Consider the following 18,813-nt stretch of genomic DNA (forward strand, 5'->3'; position numbering starts at 1 on the left):
TTTCATTGTCTGCTTGCTGCTGTTTGCTAGGCACATTCACAGCAAGCAGACGTTCTAACTAAGCGGCTTTGTGAAGTACTGAGTCTTACTTTTCGCGATTTCCGCGGTGACAGTGACGGCTTCGACTGGTCGGCTGCCCGTTGAGTCGCCTGGTCGAACCGTCCGCGAGTCGGGTGCCGCGAGGAACACAGTTATGGGCCCCGTCCGCAAACCGTCCCGAAAATGGCACGCAAACCGACGCGATCCGATCGGCGCTCGAGCGGGTGCAGCCGCGTACTGAAACCGATCTCGGAGTCGCCGACTCGAGACGGGGCTGGCGATGGGAGCGGGGGAGAGAGCCGTGCCGAGTAAGTCGATGGCGGACCTCGAGGAGCTGATCGGCACCTCCCGGGTCACCGCCGAGCGCTTTCGGATCGAGGCCGGAAAAGTCGAGGAGTTCGCGCGAGCGATCACGGATCCGAACCCAGTGTTTCGAGACGCAGATGTTGCCGAACGGCGGGGGTACGACCGCGTTCCGGCACCGTTGACGTACACGCGCGTCGATCGGTTTCCGCGGTATCGACCCGACGACATCGACGGCTACGGGTTCGATCTCGGCTTTCAGCCGGAGTACGTCCTTCACGGCGAGCAGGCCTACGAGTACGAACGGCCGCTGCGGGTCGGCGACGTCTTGACGGGCACGACGACCCTGGCCGACGTCTATCAGCGCGACGGCGGCCGCGCCGGGACGATGACGTTCGCGATTTTCGAAACGGAGTACCGAGACCGGTCCGCCGACCTCGTCCTCACCGACAGGGCGACCGCCATCGAGACGGAGGGAGCCGTCCGGAACGACGAGGGCAACGGCGAGGCGTCGACGGCGGACGAAGAATCGGCGGACGAGTCGGCTGATTCGGCCGGTACGGAGACGGCGGCCAACGGCGGAACCGTTCCCCAAACCGCCGACGTCGATACCGTTCGCGCCGTCGGCGACGTCAGCGTCGGCGACGCGGGGCCGACCGTCGTCGTCGAGGACCTCGAGCGAAAGCACTTCGTCAAGTACGCCGGGGCGAGCGGCGACTTCAATCCGATCCACTACGACGAACCCTACGCCCGCGGGGCGGGCAACGAGAGCGTCTTCGGCCAGGGAATGTTTACGGCCGGCGTCGCCTCGCGAGTCGTCACCGACTGGTTCGGCCTCGAGTCGGTGTCGGCCTTTGGCGTGCGCTTCCAGTCGCAGGTCTTCCCCGGCGATAGCATCGTCGCAACCGGCGAAATCGTCGAGAAGCGACCGGACGACGGCGTTCTCGAGGCCGACCTCGAGGTGACGAACCAGCGCGGCGAGACGCTGCTGACCGGGTCGGCGACGGCGACGCTACAGTAACGACTGGAACCGCGAACGCGCCCATGGCTGCGGGCCGAATCGGGAACACGCATACGTTTTATCTCGAGCGCCAGTATGGCCGCCCATGGAACGAGGAGCGGACCCGCGATGCCGGCCGAAAGCGACGCCGGACCGACCCCGAACCGCACATCACCAGGAGGCGGTGGCCCCGTGAACGTCGTCGTCACGCCGTACGTCTTCGAAGGGGGTGACGCTCCCCTGATCGAGGCGATTCGCCGACGCCGGTCCGATATCGACCTCGAGCACGTCACGGACGAGGACAGACTGACCGAGGCCGTCGCCGACGCCGAGGTCGTCGTCACCAGTCGGCTGCCCGAGGACCTGCTGTCGGCGGCCGACGATCTGCGCTGGGTGCAGGCGCTCAGTGCGGGAACCGACTCCTACGACCGCGACGCGCTCGCCGCCCGCGACATCGCGCTGACGTCGGTTTCGGGCGTCCACGCGAAACCGATCGGCCAGCAGGTACTCGGCTATCTGCTCCACTTCGAACGACGGTTCGATCGCGCGGTCGCCCAGCAGCGACGGCGGGAGTGGGAGCGCCACAGCGGCGGTGAACTCGGCGACCGAACGATCGGGATCGTCGGGGTCGGCGCTATCGGCTCGCAGGTCGCCGACTACTGTTCGACCTTCGACGCCCGAGTCATCGGCACGAAACGCGACCCGAGCGACGTACCCGAATCGGTCGACGCCATCTACGGCTCGGACGATCTCGAGTCGGTTCTCGAGGAGAGCGACTACCTCGTGCTCGCCTGTCCGTTGACCGAGGCCACGCGCGGCCTGATCGACGCCGACGCGCTGGCGACGCTGTCCGACGACGCGGTGGTCGTCAACATCGCCCGGGGCGAAGTCGTCGACCAGTCGGCGCTCGTCGACGCGCTCGAGGCCGACGCCCTCAGCGGGGCTGCACTGGACGTTTTCGAGGAGGAACCGCTGCCCGAGGCGTCGCCGCTGTGGAATCGCGACGACGTCATCGTAACGCCGCACATGGCGGGATCGACGCCCCACTACTGGGAGCGGTGTGCTGATATCTTCGTGGAGAACTACGATCGGTTTCGGAGCGGGGACGAACTCGAGAATCGCGTGGTCTGAACGGTCTAGCTGTGCCGGAGAAACTGAGTTTGCGCGGTTGTGGAGTTGCTCGAACGCGGCGGCTGTGATTGTCGCCGGATCGATGACGCCGATTCCTGAGGAGACGCCGCCCTGACCGGGAGGCGACCCGTCGAGCAGCCGATACTATTTAGAGCGTTCCCGCGTCACGCACAACCGTGCCTTCATCAGAGCCAGTCGCGTCGTCGATCGACGTCGTCGCGGAACGGATCGGCGGAATCGACAGGACCGAGGTGACCCTCGATCCCGGGGTGAACGTTCTGACGGGCCGCAACGCGACGAACCGGACGTCGTTCCTGCAGTCGATCATGGCTGCGATCGGCAGCGATCGGCCCTCGCTGAAAGGCGACGCCGAGACGGGCCGGGTCGAACTCTCCCTCGACGACGAGGAGTACACGCGAACGCTCGAACGCCACGACGGAACCGTCACCTTCGACGGCCGGCCCTATCTCGCCGACCCCGAACTCGCCGACCTCTTTGCCTTTCTGCTCGAGTCGAACGAGGCCCGGCGGGCGGTCAGACGCGGCGACGAACTCCGGGAGCTCATCATGCGGCCGATCGATACGGACGAGATCGAAGCCGAAATCGCCGCAGTGGGGGCGGATAAACGCGACCTCGACGACCGTCTCGATCGGCTCGAGGAACTCGAAGGGGAACGCCCCGCACTCGAGGAGCGACGGCGAGCCATCGAGGCGGATATCGACGCCAAGCGCGACCGACTCGCAGCGCTCCGAGAGGACCTCGAGGCGTTCGATCTGACTCTCGACGCGAGTCAGGACCGGCGCGAAGACGTCGAGGAGACGATCTCCGACCTGCAGGACGCGAGAGCGGAACTCGAGTCCGCGGAGTACGAACTCGAAACCGAACGCGAGAGCAAGGCGGAACTCGAGGCCGAACGCGACGAGATCGAGTCCGAACTGGCCGCGTTCGACGACGTCGACTCTCCCGAACGCCTCGAGGGTCGCGTCCAGGAGCTTCGGGGCCGGAAGCGGTCGCTCGATACGACGCTGAACGAACTGCAGAGCGTGATCCGATTCAACGAGGAGCACCTCGAAGACGGCGGCCTCGATCTGGAACTCGAGCCGGAAGGGGAGCCCAATCGCGGTGACGAATCAACGGAGTCAACCGGAGCCGGATCGGCGGACGTCACCGATCGGCTGCTCGCGGAGACCACCGACGTCGTCTGCTGGACCTGCGGGTCGACGGTCGAGCGCGACCGGATCGAGTCCACCCTCGAGCGGCTCCGGTCGCTTCACCAGCGGACCCTGGGCGAACGAAACGACTTGCAGGATCGGATCGACGATCTCGCCGGCCGCCAGCGGGAGCTACGAGAGCGAACGGAAGAACGCCGCGAACTCGAGGACCGACTCTCCTCGATCGAGGACGAACTCGAGCGCCGACGGTTGCGCATCGCGGATCTCGAGCGGGACGTAACGGACCTGCGGACACGGGTCGAGGATCTCGAGGGCGAGACCGACGCACTCGAGACGACGGACTACGGCGAGGTCATCGAAACGCACCGTGAACTCACCCAACTCGAGATGGAACTCGAGCGACTCGAAGACGAGCGGACCGACGTGGCCGAGCAACTCGCGGATATCGACGCGAAACTCGACGACAAAGACGACCTCGAGAGCCGGCGCGACGAGCTCACCGACGAGTTGGCGGATCTTCGGACCCGCGTCGATCGCCTCGAGAAAAACGCCGTCCGCGCGTTCAACGACCACATGGACTCGATCCTCTCGATCCTCGAGTACGGCAACGTCGAACGGATCTGGATCGAACGCCGCGAGACGCCGGTTCGCGAGGGCCGGCGGGCGGTTACGAAGACGGCCTTCGACCTCCACATCGTTCGGACGACCGACGATGGGACGACCTACGAGGATCGGATCGATCACCTCTCGGAAAGCGAACGCGAGGTCACGGGCTTGATCTTCGCACTCGCCGGGTTTCTGGTCCACGACGTCCACGAGACCGTGCCGTTCGTCCTGCTCGATTCCCTCGAGGCGATCGACGCGGCTCGAATCGCCGACCTCGTCGCGTATTTCGAGGAGTACGTCGACTATCTCGTCGTGGCACTCTTACGCGAAGACGCCGATGCGCTTCCGGAGTCGTACACGTACGTTACCGAAATATAGCTCGCCGGCTCCGAGTCCGCCACTCGTGGACGCGCTCGGGGTTTCTCGGTCCTGCCGTACTCTCGAGCGTTCAACAGAGTGGTTATATCCGACAACGAGTACACACCGGCCTCGAACCGCCGCGTCCGGCCCGCCGACCGTTCGCGACTGATGGTTCGGTTTGGAGCCCTCCGCTCGAGATTTCGGTGGATCGAAACTGCGACCGAGAGCGAGACGGGGATGGGGCTGTGACCGAGGACACAATCGCATCTTCGAGCGGTAAAGACCCCACGGCCACGGCACGGGGCGGACAACCGATCAAGCAGACCGGCTATTCGTTTATCGACCGCGCCGCAGCTTTCGTTTTACGGATAAGTCGATACGCCGGAACTATCACTGCACTTGTTAAGTCGTGCACAATGCTGGCAGTTCGATTAATGCCCGTCTGTATCCAACGCATTGGTGGGATGGGGGTAGTAACGAGACTTCGGCTGCTCATCGACGACGATGGGGAGCTCTACGAGTGTCGCAACTGCGGCGAGAAGTTCGACAGCGACTGTACCGAGTGTTCGACCTGCGACTCGATGGAGATCGCTCACTACGAGTTCTGATACGGATTGCTGTACCGATTTACCGGCGCAACCGCCGCCCGGGTCGCGGTTGCGCCGGAAATGACGTACAGTAAACCGTGCGAGTCGATCTACCGTCACGGGCGACGCTCCCGTGACTTCCGAGTGTCGCTCACGAGTCCGGAGCGAAGCACGCATCCGCCTACGGCGCCTCGGTTCAGTATGGCACGCTCGGATCGAGAGCGAACGGACTCGTCACCGCTCGAGCGCGAGATTCCACCGGACGAAACCGAGACAGCGACGTTCGGAATGGGCTGTTTCTGGGGCCCCGACGCCCGCTTCGGCGCGATGAAGGGCGTCGTCCGAACGCGCGTCGGCTACGCCGGCGGGACGAAGCCGAATCCCAGCTACTATTCGCTCGGCGATCACACCGAGGTCGTCCAGGTCGAGTACGATTCCGACGAACTAACCTACGACGACCTGCTCGAGGTGTTCTGGGAGAACCACAGTTGGACGTCGACCGGAAAACGACAGTACCGCGGCGTCGTGCTCGCTCACGACGAGGCCCAGTACGAGGCCGCCGAGCGCCGGCGAGCGGCACTCGAGGAACGGACCGGTCGATCGGCCATGACGGAGGTCGAACGGCTCGAGGACGTTACCCTCGCCGAGGAGTATCACCAGAAGTACGAACTCCGATCGACGCCGGTCGTCGGTGACGAACTCGCGGCCGAGTACGGCGAGGGATTCGTCGACTCGACGACCGTCGCACGGCTCAACGGTTTCGTCGCCGGCCACGGTGAACCGGCCCACCGCGACGAGGTTCTGGCGACGCTGGAACTGCCACCGTCAGTGCTCTCGGAGCTTCGTCGGCGCTTCTGACTATTCTGAAGCGTTCAGTCTGGAGGGTTCGCGCTCTCCAGCAGTACCTGAACGTCTTCCCCGGGTTCTTTCACGAACCGCGTGCTGGAAACAGCGGATTAGTGCAGCACGACGATCCCAGTTCTTTCATTCCAAAATCGGTAAACATCCGCACACTATACGTGCACACTGTTCACCGCATCTCCCTTCTTTTTGATAAAATCCAATCGGCCTACTACCTATTTTTATAAAGCCGTGTCAAATACTGTGGTTCAGCATCTGTCATCCATGGACAAATTGCCAGAAAACGGCTTATCAATGATATCGAATTCTTCACGTATCATCGATTCACCTTTACTGTGATTAACATCGTCGCCATCAATATGTTCAACAGGATTGTGCTTCGCACTGGGTTCCCAATGAGCCCTCACTTCTGTCTGGCCACCACGTGGAAACAATCGAACGTGGAGTTGCTTGTCACCATCTTCAGATAATCGGATGAGGTTCCCTTGTTCATAGACTATCTGATCATCACGCTCATAGGCCTGAAGATATGAAAAATAAAACTCTTTGAATCCGTTATCCTCGAACTGCTTTGTAGCATCCTCTACAGCCATATCGAGAACTCCCACATACCCATCTTCTGAAGGGGAACAAACGGCTAAAATTTGAGGTACGTAATCGTTCAAATATTCGTATGAAATACGTGCCTTTCTGTTTCGAACGTTCGAGGGAGATGTAAGATAAAGTGCGCTTCCGCCGAGTGCTGCAATGGCACTCCCAACAGAAGCGAGAATAGTACGACGTTTCATAACGTCCGAATTCTATAACCGTACTATAAGTTTTCTGTACTGAGTGTTCGACCGTCCGCGTTGATCCCTCTACAGCCCGTGCAACATTCACGCCACGTATTCAGCAAGACTACCGAGCCCCATCTGTACGTGCGAAGTTCCACGAACCCGATTATTTGTGCCCGGAGTTCGTAGTACCGGACATGACTGGGGACGACCGCTACAAGTTGTTCGGCGTGTATCTCTCGAAGCCAGTCGTCGACGCGCTCGCCGAGCATCTGTACGACGAGGCTGGGGTCGTCGACCTCGAGTCCTACTTCGACACCACCACGGATTTCGTCCCCGCCGGCGATCCAGGTGCCGATGTAACCGACGAACTCGTCGCCGACGTCCTCGGGGCGTTCGCCGATCTGTACGACCGCGCGGATTTCGAGGGAGCCGAACGCGTCCCTCCGGACACGTTCGTACTCGTACACCTCGCGGCGAAACCGCGACGGGTCACGGAGGTCCGCGAACGGTTTCGGGCCGCCGGGACGATCCGCGAGTCGGACCTGCGAACCGTTCAAACGGCCATCCTTGCTGCGTTCCTCGATACAGAACCCGACTCGTAGTCACTGCTGTCGGCGGCTTGCCGATCCCCGCCGCGTCACTCCGTCTCAGCGTCGGGATTTCGTCGCTCGATCATTCCCAACCCGATCCAGGAGATAACGGTCTCGCCGTCTTGATTGACGCCTTCGAGGAGCGTATCGACGTAGCCCCGCCTGGGATCGCTGTCGGAAACTCGTTTGTCCACGATCTCCGTTCGGATGGAGAGGGTATCCCCCGGCTTGACGGGCCGTTTCCAGCGGAGTTCGTCGACGCCGCGGGCACCCATGCTGGCCTGGTTCTGAATCGGTCCGTCGACGAGCAGTCGCATACAGATCGACGCGGTGTGCCAGCCCGAGGCGACGAGTTCGCCGAACGGGGACTCTTCGGCCGCGTCCTCGTCGGTGTGAAACGGTTGCGGATCGTACTGTTCTGCGAACTCGAGGATCTCCGCTTTCGTGACGTGGTACTCACCGAACTCTCGAGTATCGCCGATCTCGACGTCTTCGTAGTACTGCATGTCCTGCTACTGTATCGCACGGGCCAAGAGTCTATGGAAGGGAGAAACGCCCCTCGTCGCTTCTTGATGGGTTAGACTTCTTGGATGTCGTGAATGCTCACCCAGTGCTCGGGATACTCGGCCTCGTGATCGCTGGCGTGTCGGTTGGCGTCCGGCCAGTCGGGACACTCGCGATCGAGGTCGCAGCTGTCACAGCGCAGCTGGTATGTCATACGTTCACCTACCACGACCGTCTTTGTAAACGTTCGTCACGGTCGTCCCTCGACAAAGCGCGAGCGTATATCGTCGGCGGATGGACGACTCGAGCGAGTCGCTCAACGGTGCTCGCGGGAGTGCCGTCGGAGGCACTCGACGCCGTCGCCGCCGTCAGTCGTGAATCCCCATCGCGTCGATCTGCTCCTGATACCGGTTTCGAATGGTGACTTCGGTCACCTGTGCGACGTCAGCGACCTCGTTTTGCGTCTTCTTTTCGTTACAGAGGAGCGCGCTCGCGTAGATGGCAGCGGCGGCGTAGCCGGTCGGTGATTTGCCCGACAGCATCCCCTGCTCGGCCGTGGTGTCGATGATTTCGTTGGCCTTCGCCTGTACCTCTTCGGACAGATCGAGTTCGGAACAGAATCGCGGAACGTACTTCTTCGGATCGACGGGCTCCATCTCGAGGCTGAGTTCCTGGGCGATGTAGCGATAGGTGCGGCCGATCTCCATGCGTTCGACCCGGGAGACCGCCGCAACTTCGTCTAGCGATCGCGGAATGCCCTCCATTCGGCAGGCCGCGTACAGGGTACTCGTGGCGACGCCCTCGATCGACCGGCCGCGAATGAGATCCTCGTCGAGTGCGCGTCGGTAGAGGACGCTGGCGACCTCCCGAACGGAGCGCGGAACGCCCAGCGCAGAGGCCATCCGATCGGTCTCGGAGAGCGCGAACTGGAGGTTGCGTTCGCCGGCGTCTTTGGTGCGGATCCGCTCTTGCCACTTCCGCAGCCGGTTCATCTGACTCCGCTTGTCCGAGGAGAGCGACCGGCCGTAGGCGTCTTTGTTCTTCCAGTCGATCGTGGTCGTCAACCCCTTGTCGTGCATCGTCTGGGTCGTCGGCGCGCCGACCCGGGACTTGCTGTCTCGCTCGGAGTGGTTGAACGCGCGCCACTCCGGCCCGCGATCGATCGTCTCCTCTTCGAGGATCAACCCACAGTCTTCACAACTGACTTCGCTCTCGTCCGAACTCCTGATGAGCGCACTCGAGTCACACTCGGGACAGGTCCGAACGCCCTCCTGATCGGTTGTTTCCTGTGTCGTCTGCTTGTCGCGCTCTTTTTGGCGAGTCGGGCGTTTCATCTGTTGTTTGTAGAAACTCACCCGAGAGGGTTAAACACTGTGAGCGATCCGCTCGAGATTCGCTGCGCTCGGAGACGGCACAACTATTCAGAAGACGAGCCTGTGACGGCATCTACTCGCCGCTAAGGGAACTTTTGATAGCCCGGGAGCATGAGATCGTCTAGTAGGCGATTTATTTCTTATACTGTCGAACAGAACGCGTGAAGATCGGTCGCTCGATTGCGGCCGTCTCCGACGTTGACGGCCGCGAATTCGCGACCGACTTCGTATTGACTGCTGTCGGACAGTATCAATCCTCGGGGGCGAACGATCAATGGACCAGAGGTAATAACGCTTTCCCGGTGTCAGGGAACGACCGTCCTCAGCATTCTCGGTGCGTTCTACAGATAAGACAGTCCGAGTGCCTCGGGGCTTGACCCCGAGGCGGTTCACCTTACAATTCCCGAAACTGGGACTAGCAGTCAGAGAGGCGTGTTGAGTCCGTAGTAAGCTGATTGCGGGGTTAGGTCGGAAGCTATTCGGTCCGTCCGGTTGACGGTCTCTCGTCTGGACCTACTGACTTTCGCTATTCGCTACGAATAGCTCGTCGTAGCCGGTGTGTTTTGTTAAATTGAGCATCAGTGTATCCGAAGACAGGACTGAACAACCAGCCAAGCCCGGAGATATAGCGGCCATTCCGAGGACGAAAGGACGACGTCTCATGTTTTAATGTACTTCTTAAAACATAAGCACCCCTCTAAATTTAGAGAGAATTACACGAGTGTCTTCTGAACAAGTACTTAGACACTCGTTTGGCTTCCTTCGATGGCACAGACTACCGATAGAATTGTCTTTTATATTTTCGTTGCACAATCACACAACTTCGACGGCCCCGGCGAGGGACTTGATTGAATCCAGTTTTCCAACACTGGATTTACTTATAAACGTCCCTACGCTGTCTGTGGGTTCACGCGAACGAAGTAAGCGAATGGGTTGGGGCAGATTTGAACTGCCGACTTCCTCCGTGTGAAGGAGGTATCATAACCGGACTAGATCACCAACCCGCACGGGGTTGTATCCGTCCGTTCGACTTAAGACTTCCTTTCACTCTTCGGCAGGCGGTTCCCTCGAGTGGTATGCCGAGAGGTTCTCTCGAGCGCTCCCGGCCACCGATCGAACCCGTCCGGTCGCCTGCTGCTCGAGTGCAGTCAGTTCGCCGACGACGGTTTCGAGGCGAGCGGGTTCGGGTTCGGGTTCCGGGTCCGCCTCTCGCCCGACCAGTTTTCGGAGCCGTGTTGCGTAGGGTTCGAGCGTCTCGCGAACGCCGAGGCTCGCATGTTCACCGGCGCGTTTGAGGTAGTATCGGCTGTCGTCGAAGTGTTTGTTCATGTGGTCCTCTCACATAGGGAGGCCGTCGGAGAATATAGTCCTTTCGTCGGCAACAGAAGTTTGAGCCGGTCTGTCTTCGGGATCCGGCCTCGAGTTCGATAACCGAGCTCCAGTTCGCGGTCCGCTTCGATTCGGGACCGGACTCAGTACGAGGGGGACTCTTCCGGTTCGCCCTCGCGTTTGTTGACGACGCGGCCGAACGTGAACAGTCCGTCCGAGAGCCGATTCAGGTACTGAACCGCCTGCTCGTTGATCTGTTCCTCCGAGGCGAGTGCCACCGCGCGCCGCTCGGCGCGCCGACAGACCGTTCTGGCGTGGTGGAGTTGCGCGCCGGTTTCGCTCCCCGTCGGCAGGATGAACGACGTCAACTGCTCGAGTTCCGCGTCGTGGTCGTCGATCCAGTTCTCGACGGCGTCGACGTGGTCGGCGCGGATCGCGGGATCATCCTCGTCTGGGTCCGGGTTCGCGAAGTCCGCCTGGACGACGTGGAGGTGGTTCTGCACCGAGCGCAACTGATCGTCGATATCGTCGTGGCCGGTCGGCCGAATCGTTCCGATCAAGGCGTTGAGTTCGTCGACGGTTCCGTACGCTTCGATACGCGCACTGGTCTTCGAGACGCGAGTCATATCCCGAAGGTCCGTTTGGCCGTCGTCGCCGCGACCCGTGTAGATCGACATACTCGATTCGACGGACGGGACCCACTTAACTGCTGTCGGCCAGGCCGCACTGTCGGGATCTCGTCCGGACTCGAGTCCACGCCTCTACCGTCGCTCCTGATACTGTCGGACAGCAGTCAGTACGAAGCCGATCGTGAATTCGAGGTCGTCGCCGACGGTGACGACTCAAGCAGAACGATCGGCTTCACGCCGTTCTGTTCAACAGTATGAAACGAGTTACAGACCGACGCATTCCACGGACCGATCGACCATCCGCCGTGCGACTCGGTGAGCAGTGACGACTGTAGTCACTGTGTCGAGGCCGGAATCAATATCTTCAACAGGCGTCGCGCTCAACCCACGGGTATGGCTCTGGAACTCGATCACCACTGCCCGGACTGTGGTACCGAGCAGACGTTCTACCGCGCGGCGAGTACGTCCCTGCACCTCGGCACGAAGGTCAAGTGGCACTGCCCCGACTGTGACTACGGCTTCGTCCGGATCGGCGACAACGGCACGGCCGTCGACTCGAGCGCCGAATCGGCCTGAGACGACACGCGATTTCTCTCACCGGCCCGCGACCGGGTCTCTCCAGTCGCGCTACGGGAACTGGTCTCCAGTTACACCCCGGCTATCGATCCGTGACGAGCTGTTCGTACGGCGGCGATACCGCTCGAATCGTGTTCGCGACGTGTTGTAACTCCATGCCCAACAGGACGACCACGTCGGAAAGCGAGACGATGCCGACGAGATCATCGTCGTCGACCACGGGGAGTCGACGGACGCCCTTGGTGGACATGAGATCGAGTAGGTCGTAGATGCCCGTGTCCGCCTGTACCGTGAGCAGTTCGTCGGCGACGAGCTCCGCAACCGGCGTTTCCTGCGTGGCACCGTTCCTGGCGAGCACCTCGAGTGCGAGGTCCCGATCGGAGACGAGACCGATCGGTTCGTCGTCCGAGACGACGATCACGCTCCCGACCCGCTCCGTACGCATCGTGTCGACGACGTCGGAAAGCGTTGCGTCGGGGTCGACGGTGACGACGGTCTCTCGTGCGATGTCGATGACGGCCATACGCGTCAATTCACGTGGATCCGGACAAACGTTACCCCGATTCTGGACCGGCGGGACGAACCCCGTTCCTAGGAGTATAAAAATCCGGAGAGCGGAATCAGACTCACCGCAACCGCTGTGGCGGGAATATACGTATGCAAGGGCGCAGACTGGCTACGACGGACGAGATCATCGCTATCGTCAGCCCCGACAGTGAGGAACCGCTCGAGACGCTCACCGACTGGGCCGACGAACGGGGCATCGACCTCTCGACCGTCGACGTCGGGGACGATATCGGCGACGTCTACGATCCGAACCGGGCGACGCTGGGGATCACCCTCGGCGGCGACGGCACCTTCCTCGAGGGGATCAAGACGTTCGCACCGCGGAACATTCCGCTGCTCGGCGTCAACACGGGGACCCTTTCCTTTCTCGCCCGCGTCGAACCGGAGGATTTCGAGGACGCGCTCGAGGAGACGCTCCGCGGGCGCGCCGCGGTCGACAGCCGCCAGCAGGTCCACGTCAGCGGGCCCGGGATAGATGCGACCGGAATCAACGACATCATGGTCAAGCAGGTGCCGCCGGAGAATCCGATCGATCGGAAGGTGACCCGCCTCGACGTCTACGCGGACGACGAGTACGTCGGCGAGTTCGAGGGGACGGGCCTGGCCGTTTCGACGCCGACCGGTTCGACCGGGATCTCGCTGTCAGCCAACGGGCCGGTCCACTACCCCGTGAACAACCACACGCTCCAGATCGTACCGCTTCACACGCACAAACTCGGCGTCAGACCGATCGTCGTCTCGCCCGAAACCGAGTTGCGGATCGTCCCGCAGGGCCAGGCGAGTCTGCTAGTCGACGGTGGCCGAGCACACACCATCCTGAGCGAGGGCGACGAGATCACGGTTACGGGGGCCGACACGCTCGCACACATCGTTCGGACCAGCTACGACGACCACTTCTTTACCGCGATCACGAAAAAACTCGGCTGGGACATTCGGGACGCGGAGGTTCCATCCGAGAAGGTTCGGAACCCGGCGTCGGATGACCAAACCGTAACTAACACCGACAGCAACGAGGCGGGAGACATTGTCGAACGCGCGCTCACGCTCGCCACGGAAGCCGCGAAGGCCGCTGCCGGACCCCTGCGCGAACTCCACGGGCAGGTCGAATCGATCGACGTCAAAAGCGACAAGTCGGACATCGTCACCGAAGCCGATCACCAAGCCAATCGGATCATCACGACGGTCATCGGTAACGAGTTCCCCGAACATGCGATCTTCTCCGAAGAGGGCATCCGACAGACCAACGAGGAAACGGACTACACGTGGGTGATCGACCCCCTCGACGGGACCGGAAACTTCGCTCACGGCAACCCGAACTACTCGATCTCGATCGCTTTGATCGAGGATGGCGATCCGATTATCGGCGTCGTCTACGTTCCCGAGACCGAGGAACTGTTCACCGCGATCGCCGGCGAGGGAGCCTGGCGCGACGGCGATCCGATCCGGACGACCGATCGAGACCGACTCGACGAGAGCATGCTCATCTCGGGGTACGATCCCGACGGCAGCTTCCTCTCGCACTTCTACCAGGAATCCCGAGGCGTCCGCCGGCTCGGTTCGGCCGCGCTCAACCTCTGTTACCTCGCGAGCGGCAGCGCCGACGCGACCTGGGAACACGACACCTACCCCTGGGACATCGCCGGCGGCCTCGTGATCGCCCGCGCCGCCGGCGCGACGATCACTGATGAAGCCGGCGATCCCTTCGAGTTCTCGCTGGACACCGACGATCGAGCAGCCCTGCTCGGATCGAACGGGCCCCTTCACCCCGCGCTCCTCGAGCATCTCGAGGATGGTGTCACGGGATCGAACGCATAGCTCGTCGACGGTCTCGGGACCTCACTAAGTGAAACGCGTCGGTCGAGTCCGAGTTTAGTTGTAGCTCGAGTAGTAGTTCCAGTCCCAGGAAGAAGTCAACTACGAACTACCGTACATCCCAGCCACCGAAACCGCGGTCAGTCGTCCTCAGCCGTCCTCAATCGTCCTCGAGGTCGAGCGTCTGCCACGACAGTCGCGGGCTCCGCGCGGCGCTGGTCTGGTCGATCCGGCGGGCAGCCGTTCGATCGGGGGCCGCCTCGAGCGTCGGGTCGTCCTCGTCGGCGACGGCGTTGAACGCGGCGGCGAGTCGATCGAGCGTTTTCTTGCTCTCGACCTCGGTCGGTTCGGTCATCAGCGCCTCGGGGACGATTTCGGGCCACTTGGTCGTCGGCGGGTGGACGCCGTAGTCGAGCATCCGCTTTGCGACGTCGGCAGCGTCCTGCTCGCCCGCGCTGGCGACGAACTCGTGGTGGAACGGTTCGTATGGGACGTCGTAGCCGATCTGGCTCGCGAGGTAGTTCGCGTTCAGTACAGCCTTCGCGCTGGCGTCGGCCAGCCCCGCGTCGCCCAGTCGCGCGATATAGGCGAAGGCCTTGATTAGCACCAGCCAGTTGCCCTGATAGCCGTGGACCTTGCCGATGGTGTGGTCGGGATCGAACAGTTCGTAACTCGTCTCGCTCTTGCTCCCGCCGTTCTCTCGCACTCGAGGCGCGGGCAGGAACGGCGCGAGGTCGTCGACGACGCCGACCGGGCCGGCACCGGGGCCGCCGCCGCCGTGGGGCGTCGCGAACGTCTTGTGGACGTTGTAGTGCATCACGTCGAAGCCCATGTCGCCGGGCCGGGCACGACCGAGCAGGGCGTTCAGGTTCGCCCCGTCGTAGTAGAGCAGCCCGCCGACGTCGTGGACCATCTCCGCGATTTCGGTGATGTCGCGCTCGAACAGTCCGAGCGTGTTCGGGTTGGTGAGCATGAGCGCTGCCGTATTCTCGCTCAGGGCCGCCTCGAGCGCCTCGAGATCCACCCGACCGTCGTCGTCGCTGGGCAGGGAGACGACGTCGTACCCGCCGAGCGCCGCGGTCGCGAAGTTCGTCCCGTGGGCGCTCTCGGGGACGATGACCTCGTCCCGGTGGCCCTCGCCGTTGTGCTCGTGGTAGGCCGCGGCGACCCGGATGCCGACGAACTCGCCGGCCGCACCCGCGGGCGGCTGGAGCGTAACGGCGTCCATCCCCCCGATTCGGCCGAGGTAGTCCTGGAGCCGGTAGAGTAACTCGAGGGTGCCCTGGATCGACCGCTCGGAGCGGTCGGGGTGGACGGCCGCCGTCGGCAGGGCCGCCACGTCCTCGGTGAACTTGGGGTTGTACTTCATCGTACACGAACCGAGCGGATAGGGGCCGCTGTCGATCCCGTAGATCATCTGGGAGAGGCGCGTGTAGTGACGCGCCAGTTCGGGTTCGGACAGTTCGGGCAACTCGAGGGAGTCGCGGGTGAGGTCGTCGGGGAGGGGCGACCCGTCGTCTTCGCCGCCGATCTCGACTCGAGTCAGGTCCTTTTCGGAAAGCAGCGGTTCGTACTGGCCGTTCTCGACGTATCGGGCCTGATCGTATCGGACCTGTTTGTCTTCGGACCGTCCATCACCGTCGCCCCGGGAACCGCTCATCGTGCCACCTCCCTGAACGTCGTGACGAACGAATCGATCCGCGCGTCCGAGACGCCGGCGACGCACACCTGTATCTCGTGTTCGCCGACGACGTGAACCGCGAAGCCGCGCTTCTCGAGATCGCTAGCGATCGCCGGCGCGGGCTGGTCGACGCGGACGACGAACTCGCGGAAGTGATGGCGGTCGTGGACCGGCGCTTTGACGCCGACGAGGTCGTCGAGTCGCTCCGCGAGATCCTCGGCGCGAGTGACGCCGCGCTCGGCGAGATCGACCATGCCGTTCGGCCCGAGCGACGCCGCGTGCATCGCGGTCCGCAACGCGACCCAGGCCTGGTTCGTACAGATGTTACTCGTCGCTCGCTCCCGGCGGATGTGCTGTTCGCGAGTCTGTAGCGTGAGGGTGTAGGCTCGCCGGTCGGTCGAATCCTCGCTCGCGCCGACCAGTCGGCCGGGAACCTGTCGGAGGTAGTCTTCGCTCGTCGCGAACAGTCCCAGACCCATTCCGTAGCTCGTCGGGAGACCGAGCACGCTCGCGTCCCCGACGACGACGTCCGCGCCGACGTCCGCCGGCCGCTGGAGCACGGAAAGTGCGATCGGATCCGAACCGAGGACGAACAGCGCCTCGTTGGCGACGGCGAGGTCGCCGACCGCCTCGAGGTTCTCCTCGATCGTGCCCCGAACCGTCGGGTTCTCGGCGTAGAGCATCACGGCCTCCTCGTCGGTCGCTTCCTCGAGCGCCGCGAGGTCGACGTTGCCGTCGTCGGTCGGGTACGCCTCGACGACGAGGTCGGTTCCGGCGACGTAGTTCTCGAGGGTGGATCGTCGCCCCTCGAGCAGGCGGTCGGGAACGAGCACGCGATGGCCGCTCGTGTCGCGAACGCGCTCGGCCAGCGTGGCCGCCTCGCCCAGCGCCGTCGCGGCGTCGTACATCGAGCAGTTAGCGATCTCCAGTCCCGTCAACTCGACGAGCAGCGACTGGTACTCGAACAGCGCCTGCAGGAACCCCTGCGAGACCTCGGGTTGGTACTGCGTGTAGGAGGTGAGAAACTCGGACCGATCCGCGAGGTGGTCGACCAGCGACGGAATGTAGTAGCCGTAGTGGCCGCGTCCGAGCAGTTCCGTCAGGTCGTCGTTTCGGCCGAGAATCGATCGAACCAGCCGTCTCGTCTCCCGTTCGGAGCGCGCGTCGATGTCGAACTCGCCGTCGAACTGGACGGCTTCCGGGATGTCGAAGAGATCGGCTTCCGTCTCGGCTCCGACCGCATCGAGCATTTGCGAGCGTTCCTCGTCCGTGTGCGGGGCGTACGGACTCCCCGTGGCGTGTGATCCGTGCATAGCTAGGTCCGGCCTCGGTCGAACGAGTCGGTCCATCCCCACCGGCGTGGCCCGCCGCGTTCGATCCGAGACATGATATCCGGCTATAGCGGTCAGGGGGTAATGAACGCACCCCTTCGGACGCGACGAGTCGCCGTCCGGTCCCGCAGGCGTGGTGATCGGGGGAGCGGAATGAATCAGTGAGACGAGTCGGTATCGGTCTCCGCTCCCCCCGAGGTATCCTCGTCCGCGTTCGCATCCAGTTCCGGATTCGAGTCTGTATCAGAATCGCCACCCGCCTCGAGGTCGTCCGCGTCAGCGTCCGTTTCCAGTGGCTCCTCGTGAGCGGCACCGTCGGAACCGCCCGAATCCGGCGTCGCCGTCTCGGCTCCGATACCGGTATCCGCCGCCGTGTCGACCGCAGCGTCGGCAGCCCGCTCGTCCTCGAGTGCCGGGTCAGTTCCCGTCCCTCTATCGCGCTCGCGTGCGAATACGTCGAGCGTGACCTTCGCGCCGCCGAGGACGACGGGGCCGATGAACAGGCCGACCGCGCCGAAGACGACGATCCCGCCGAAGATACCGACGACGACGATCGCGGAGTTGAAGGCGCTCGTCCGCCCGATGAGTGCGGGACGCAGGTAGGTGTCCGAGGCGCTGACCAGCGAGCCGTACACCGTGAGCGCCGTCGCCCCGACGAAATCGCCGGTCGCGAGCAGGTAGAGCACGACGGGCACCCAGATGCCGAAGGCACCGACCAGCGGCAATAGCGCGAGGACGAACGTCGCGACGGTCAGGAAGACGACGGCGGGGATGCCGAGGACGGCCAGCCCGATTCCGAGTGCGATCGCCTGTATCGCCGCCACGACGACGTTGCCGACGACGGATGCCCACATGAGCTGATCCAGTTCGGAGTGGAGCTCTCGCTGAATGTCGTCGTCGACCGGCAACACTCGCTGAGTCCACGCGACGAGTCGCTCGCCGTCTCGCAACAGCGCAAAGAGTACGAACAGCGTTACGGTCAGGCCGATGAGAACCCCCGGGAGCCCGCTTACGAGTTCGATCCCGCTCGTCGCGAGTCCCTGTACCATCGTTCCGATCGGCTCCTGATAGGTCTCGTACAGTTCGCCGAGATCGACGACGTAGCCGGTTTCCGCGAGTTGTCGTTCGACGTCGTCCATATCGAGCGTCCCCTCCTGGATAGCCGTGAGTACCTCCAGGGCCTGTCGAAGCGCGATCGCGAGGACGTACATGACCGGCAGCAAAATTGCGAGAATCGCGACTGCGACGAGCGTGAGGGCCGCGGTCATCGAACCGACGGCGCGCTCGAGGCGACGCTGTGCCGGTGCCAGAATGTACGCCAGGACGACTCCGAGGAGGACGTACTGGAGATACGGCAGAATGATGAGCGTGGCGAGCGTGGCGGTTATCAGCGTGAGGGCGGTCAGCCCCGGCTGCTCGGAGAACCACCTCGAGCGCGCAGACCGGTCGGACATACCACACACTATGCCGTTCCGGACCAATTAGTCCTCTGAAAGATCGGGGCTGTGTCCGCCGTGTCCGAGCCGTGCTCACGTGGATTACCGGGCCGGACGTCGGTCCGGCGGTCTCGCAACCGACCTGGGACG

At 62.9% G+C, this 18,813-nt stretch carries 18 protein-coding genes and 1 tRNA gene; 8 read left to right on the top strand and 11 right to left on the bottom strand.

Annotation, left to right across the window (positions count from 1 at the left end; genetic code table 11):
- The first annotated feature begins 355 nt into the window (after nt 1-355).
- From GS429_RS01405 to msrA, 5 genes are all read left to right on the top strand, one after another.
- Nucleotides 356-1,363 (top strand): FAS1-like dehydratase domain-containing protein, encoded by a 1,008-nt coding sequence (locus GS429_RS01405; protein ID WP_160062022.1) that lies wholly within the window; start codon nt 356-358, stop codon nt 1,361-1,363.
- Nucleotides 1,364-1,534: 171 nt separating this feature from the next.
- Nucleotides 1,535-2,473, top strand: coding sequence for a D-2-hydroxyacid dehydrogenase (locus tag GS429_RS01410; protein ID WP_328821183.1), 939 nt, complete (start codon nt 1,535-1,537; stop codon nt 2,471-2,473).
- 176 nt (nt 2,474-2,649) lie between these two features.
- Complete coding sequence (locus tag GS429_RS01415) at nt 2,650-4,629, top strand: archaea-specific SMC-related protein (protein WP_328821184.1); 1,980 nt, start codon at nt 2,650-2,652, stop codon at nt 4,627-4,629.
- Nucleotides 4,630-5,045: 416 nt separating this feature from the next.
- Nucleotides 5,046-5,219, top strand: coding sequence for a hypothetical protein (locus GS429_RS21680; RefSeq protein ID WP_201293933.1), 174 nt, complete (start codon nt 5,046-5,048; stop codon nt 5,217-5,219).
- Between the two features lie 180 nt (nt 5,220-5,399).
- Nucleotides 5,400-6,056, top strand: coding sequence for a peptide-methionine (S)-S-oxide reductase MsrA (gene msrA, locus GS429_RS01425; protein ID WP_160062028.1), 657 nt, complete (start codon nt 5,400-5,402; stop codon nt 6,054-6,056).
- Between the two features lie 251 nt (nt 6,057-6,307).
- Here the strand turns inward: msrA and GS429_RS01430 are convergent, their stop codons facing one another.
- Nucleotides 6,308-6,847 carry a hypothetical protein gene (locus GS429_RS01430; protein WP_160062030.1) on the bottom strand — a complete coding sequence of 180 codons (540 nt, stop codon included), beginning with the start codon at nt 6,845-6,847 and terminating at the stop codon, nt 6,308-6,310.
- A gap of 182 nt (nt 6,848-7,029) precedes the next feature.
- Here GS429_RS01430 and GS429_RS01435 point away from each other — a divergent pair, with 182 nt between their 5' ends.
- The gene (locus GS429_RS01435; protein ID WP_160062032.1) at nt 7,030-7,437 is read left to right on the top strand and encodes a hypothetical protein; all 408 of its coding nucleotides are present in this window, start codon (nt 7,030-7,032) and stop codon (nt 7,435-7,437) included.
- A gap of 35 nt (nt 7,438-7,472) precedes the next feature.
- On the opposite strand, the gene GS429_RS01440 is transcribed toward GS429_RS01435, so the two are convergent.
- From GS429_RS01440 to GS429_RS01460, 6 genes are all read right to left on the bottom strand, one after another.
- Nucleotides 7,473-7,931 carry a MaoC family dehydratase gene (locus GS429_RS01440; protein WP_160062034.1) on the bottom strand — a complete coding sequence of 153 codons (459 nt, stop codon included), beginning with the start codon at nt 7,929-7,931 and terminating at the stop codon, nt 7,473-7,475.
- Between the two features lie 71 nt (nt 7,932-8,002).
- Nucleotides 8,003-8,143, bottom strand: coding sequence for a hypothetical protein (locus GS429_RS21685; RefSeq protein WP_201293932.1), 141 nt, complete (start codon nt 8,141-8,143; stop codon nt 8,003-8,005).
- A 154-nt stretch (nt 8,144-8,297) separates the two neighbouring features.
- Entirely contained in the window at nt 8,298-9,263 is a 966-nt protein-coding gene (locus tag GS429_RS01445; protein WP_160062036.1) for a transcription initiation factor IIB, read from the bottom strand.
- 968 nt (nt 9,264-10,231) lie between these two features.
- Nucleotides 10,232-10,306: transfer RNA gene (locus tag GS429_RS01450), tRNA-Val, on the bottom strand.
- A gap of 40 nt (nt 10,307-10,346) precedes the next feature.
- Entirely contained in the window at nt 10,347-10,631 is a 285-nt protein-coding gene (locus GS429_RS01455) for a DUF7553 family protein (protein ID WP_160062038.1), read from the bottom strand.
- Nucleotides 10,632-10,774: 143 nt separating this feature from the next.
- A complete protein-coding gene (locus tag GS429_RS01460) occupies nt 10,775-11,308 on the bottom strand; it encodes a cob(I)yrinic acid a,c-diamide adenosyltransferase (protein WP_160062040.1) in 534 nt (177 codons plus the stop codon).
- Nucleotides 11,309-11,653: 345 nt separating this feature from the next.
- Here GS429_RS01460 and GS429_RS01465 point away from each other — a divergent pair, with 345 nt between their 5' ends.
- Complete coding sequence (locus GS429_RS01465; protein ID WP_160062042.1) at nt 11,654-11,836, top strand: DUF7838 family putative zinc beta-ribbon protein; 183 nt, start codon at nt 11,654-11,656, stop codon at nt 11,834-11,836.
- An 82-nt stretch (nt 11,837-11,918) separates the two neighbouring features.
- Here the strand turns inward: GS429_RS01465 and GS429_RS01470 are convergent, their stop codons facing one another.
- Entirely contained in the window at nt 11,919-12,359 is a 441-nt protein-coding gene (locus GS429_RS01470) for a CBS domain-containing protein (RefSeq protein ID WP_160062044.1), read from the bottom strand.
- Between the two features lie 134 nt (nt 12,360-12,493).
- On the opposite strand from GS429_RS01470, the gene GS429_RS01475 reads away from it, so the two are divergent.
- Nucleotides 12,494-14,218 (top strand): NAD(+)/NADH kinase, encoded by a 1,725-nt coding sequence (locus GS429_RS01475; protein WP_160062046.1) that lies wholly within the window; start codon nt 12,494-12,496, stop codon nt 14,216-14,218.
- A gap of 157 nt (nt 14,219-14,375) precedes the next feature.
- Here the strand turns inward: GS429_RS01475 and gcvPB are convergent, their stop codons facing one another.
- From gcvPB to GS429_RS01490, 3 genes are all read right to left on the bottom strand, one after another.
- Nucleotides 14,376-15,875 (bottom strand): aminomethyl-transferring glycine dehydrogenase subunit GcvPB, encoded by a 1,500-nt coding sequence (gene gcvPB / locus GS429_RS01480; RefSeq protein WP_160062048.1) that lies wholly within the window; start codon nt 15,873-15,875, stop codon nt 14,376-14,378.
- On the bottom strand, nt 15,872-17,209 hold the full coding sequence (gene gcvPA / locus GS429_RS01485; protein WP_160062050.1) for an aminomethyl-transferring glycine dehydrogenase subunit GcvPA: 1,338 nt from the start codon (nt 17,207-17,209) through the stop codon (nt 15,872-15,874). Before gcvPA ends, gcvPB begins: the two co-directional genes overlap by 4 nt.
- Before the next feature lie 176 nt (nt 17,210-17,385).
- A complete protein-coding gene (locus GS429_RS01490) occupies nt 17,386-18,681 on the bottom strand; it encodes an AI-2E family transporter (protein WP_160062052.1) in 1,296 nt (431 codons plus the stop codon).
- Between the last annotated feature and the right edge of the window lie 132 nt (nt 18,682-18,813).

It is taken from the genome of Natronorubrum halalkaliphilum (assembly GCF_009834785.1).
In the GTDB taxonomy this organism is placed as follows: domain Archaea; phylum Halobacteriota; class Halobacteria; order Halobacteriales; family Natrialbaceae; genus Natronorubrum; species Natronorubrum halalkaliphilum.

What these genes read in the sequence shown, in the direction of transcription:
- GS429_RS21685 (WP_201293932.1), bottom strand. Translation starts at nt 8,143, where the DNA reads ATGACATACCAGCTGCGCTGTGACAGCTGCGACCTCGATCGCGAGTGT.
- msrA (WP_160062028.1), top strand. Translation starts at nt 5,400, where the DNA reads ATGGCACGCTCGGATCGAGAGCGAACGGACTCGTCACCGCTCGAGCGC.
- GS429_RS01470 (WP_160062044.1), bottom strand. Translation starts at nt 12,359, where the DNA reads ATGGCCGTCATCGACATCGCACGAGAGACCGTCGTCACCGTCGACCCC.
- GS429_RS01405 (WP_160062022.1), top strand. Translation starts at nt 356, where the DNA reads ATGGCGGACCTCGAGGAGCTGATCGGCACCTCCCGGGTCACCGCCGAG.
- GS429_RS01465 (WP_160062042.1), top strand. Translation starts at nt 11,654, where the DNA reads ATGGCTCTGGAACTCGATCACCACTGCCCGGACTGTGGTACCGAGCAG.
- GS429_RS21680 (WP_201293933.1), top strand. Translation starts at nt 5,046, where the DNA reads ATGCCCGTCTGTATCCAACGCATTGGTGGGATGGGGGTAGTAACGAGA.
- GS429_RS01440 (WP_160062034.1), bottom strand. Translation starts at nt 7,931, where the DNA reads ATGCAGTACTACGAAGACGTCGAGATCGGCGATACTCGAGAGTTCGGT.
- gcvPA (WP_160062050.1), bottom strand. Translation starts at nt 17,209, where the DNA reads ATGCACGGATCACACGCCACGGGGAGTCCGTACGCCCCGCACACGGAC.
- GS429_RS01455 (WP_160062038.1), bottom strand. Translation starts at nt 10,631, where the DNA reads ATGAACAAACACTTCGACGACAGCCGATACTACCTCAAACGCGCCGGT.
- GS429_RS01430 (WP_160062030.1), bottom strand. Translation starts at nt 6,847, where the DNA reads ATGAAACGTCGTACTATTCTCGCTTCTGTTGGGAGTGCCATTGCAGCA.
- gcvPB (WP_160062048.1), bottom strand. Translation starts at nt 15,875, where the DNA reads ATGAGCGGTTCCCGGGGCGACGGTGATGGACGGTCCGAAGACAAACAG.
- GS429_RS01445 (WP_160062036.1), bottom strand. Translation starts at nt 9,263, where the DNA reads ATGAAACGCCCGACTCGCCAAAAAGAGCGCGACAAGCAGACGACACAG.
- GS429_RS01490 (WP_160062052.1), bottom strand. Translation starts at nt 18,681, where the DNA reads ATGTCCGACCGGTCTGCGCGCTCGAGGTGGTTCTCCGAGCAGCCGGGG.
- GS429_RS01435 (WP_160062032.1), top strand. Translation starts at nt 7,030, where the DNA reads ATGACTGGGGACGACCGCTACAAGTTGTTCGGCGTGTATCTCTCGAAG.
- GS429_RS01475 (WP_160062046.1), top strand. Translation starts at nt 12,494, where the DNA reads ATGCAAGGGCGCAGACTGGCTACGACGGACGAGATCATCGCTATCGTC.
- GS429_RS01460 (WP_160062040.1), bottom strand. Translation starts at nt 11,308, where the DNA reads ATGTCGATCTACACGGGTCGCGGCGACGACGGCCAAACGGACCTTCGG.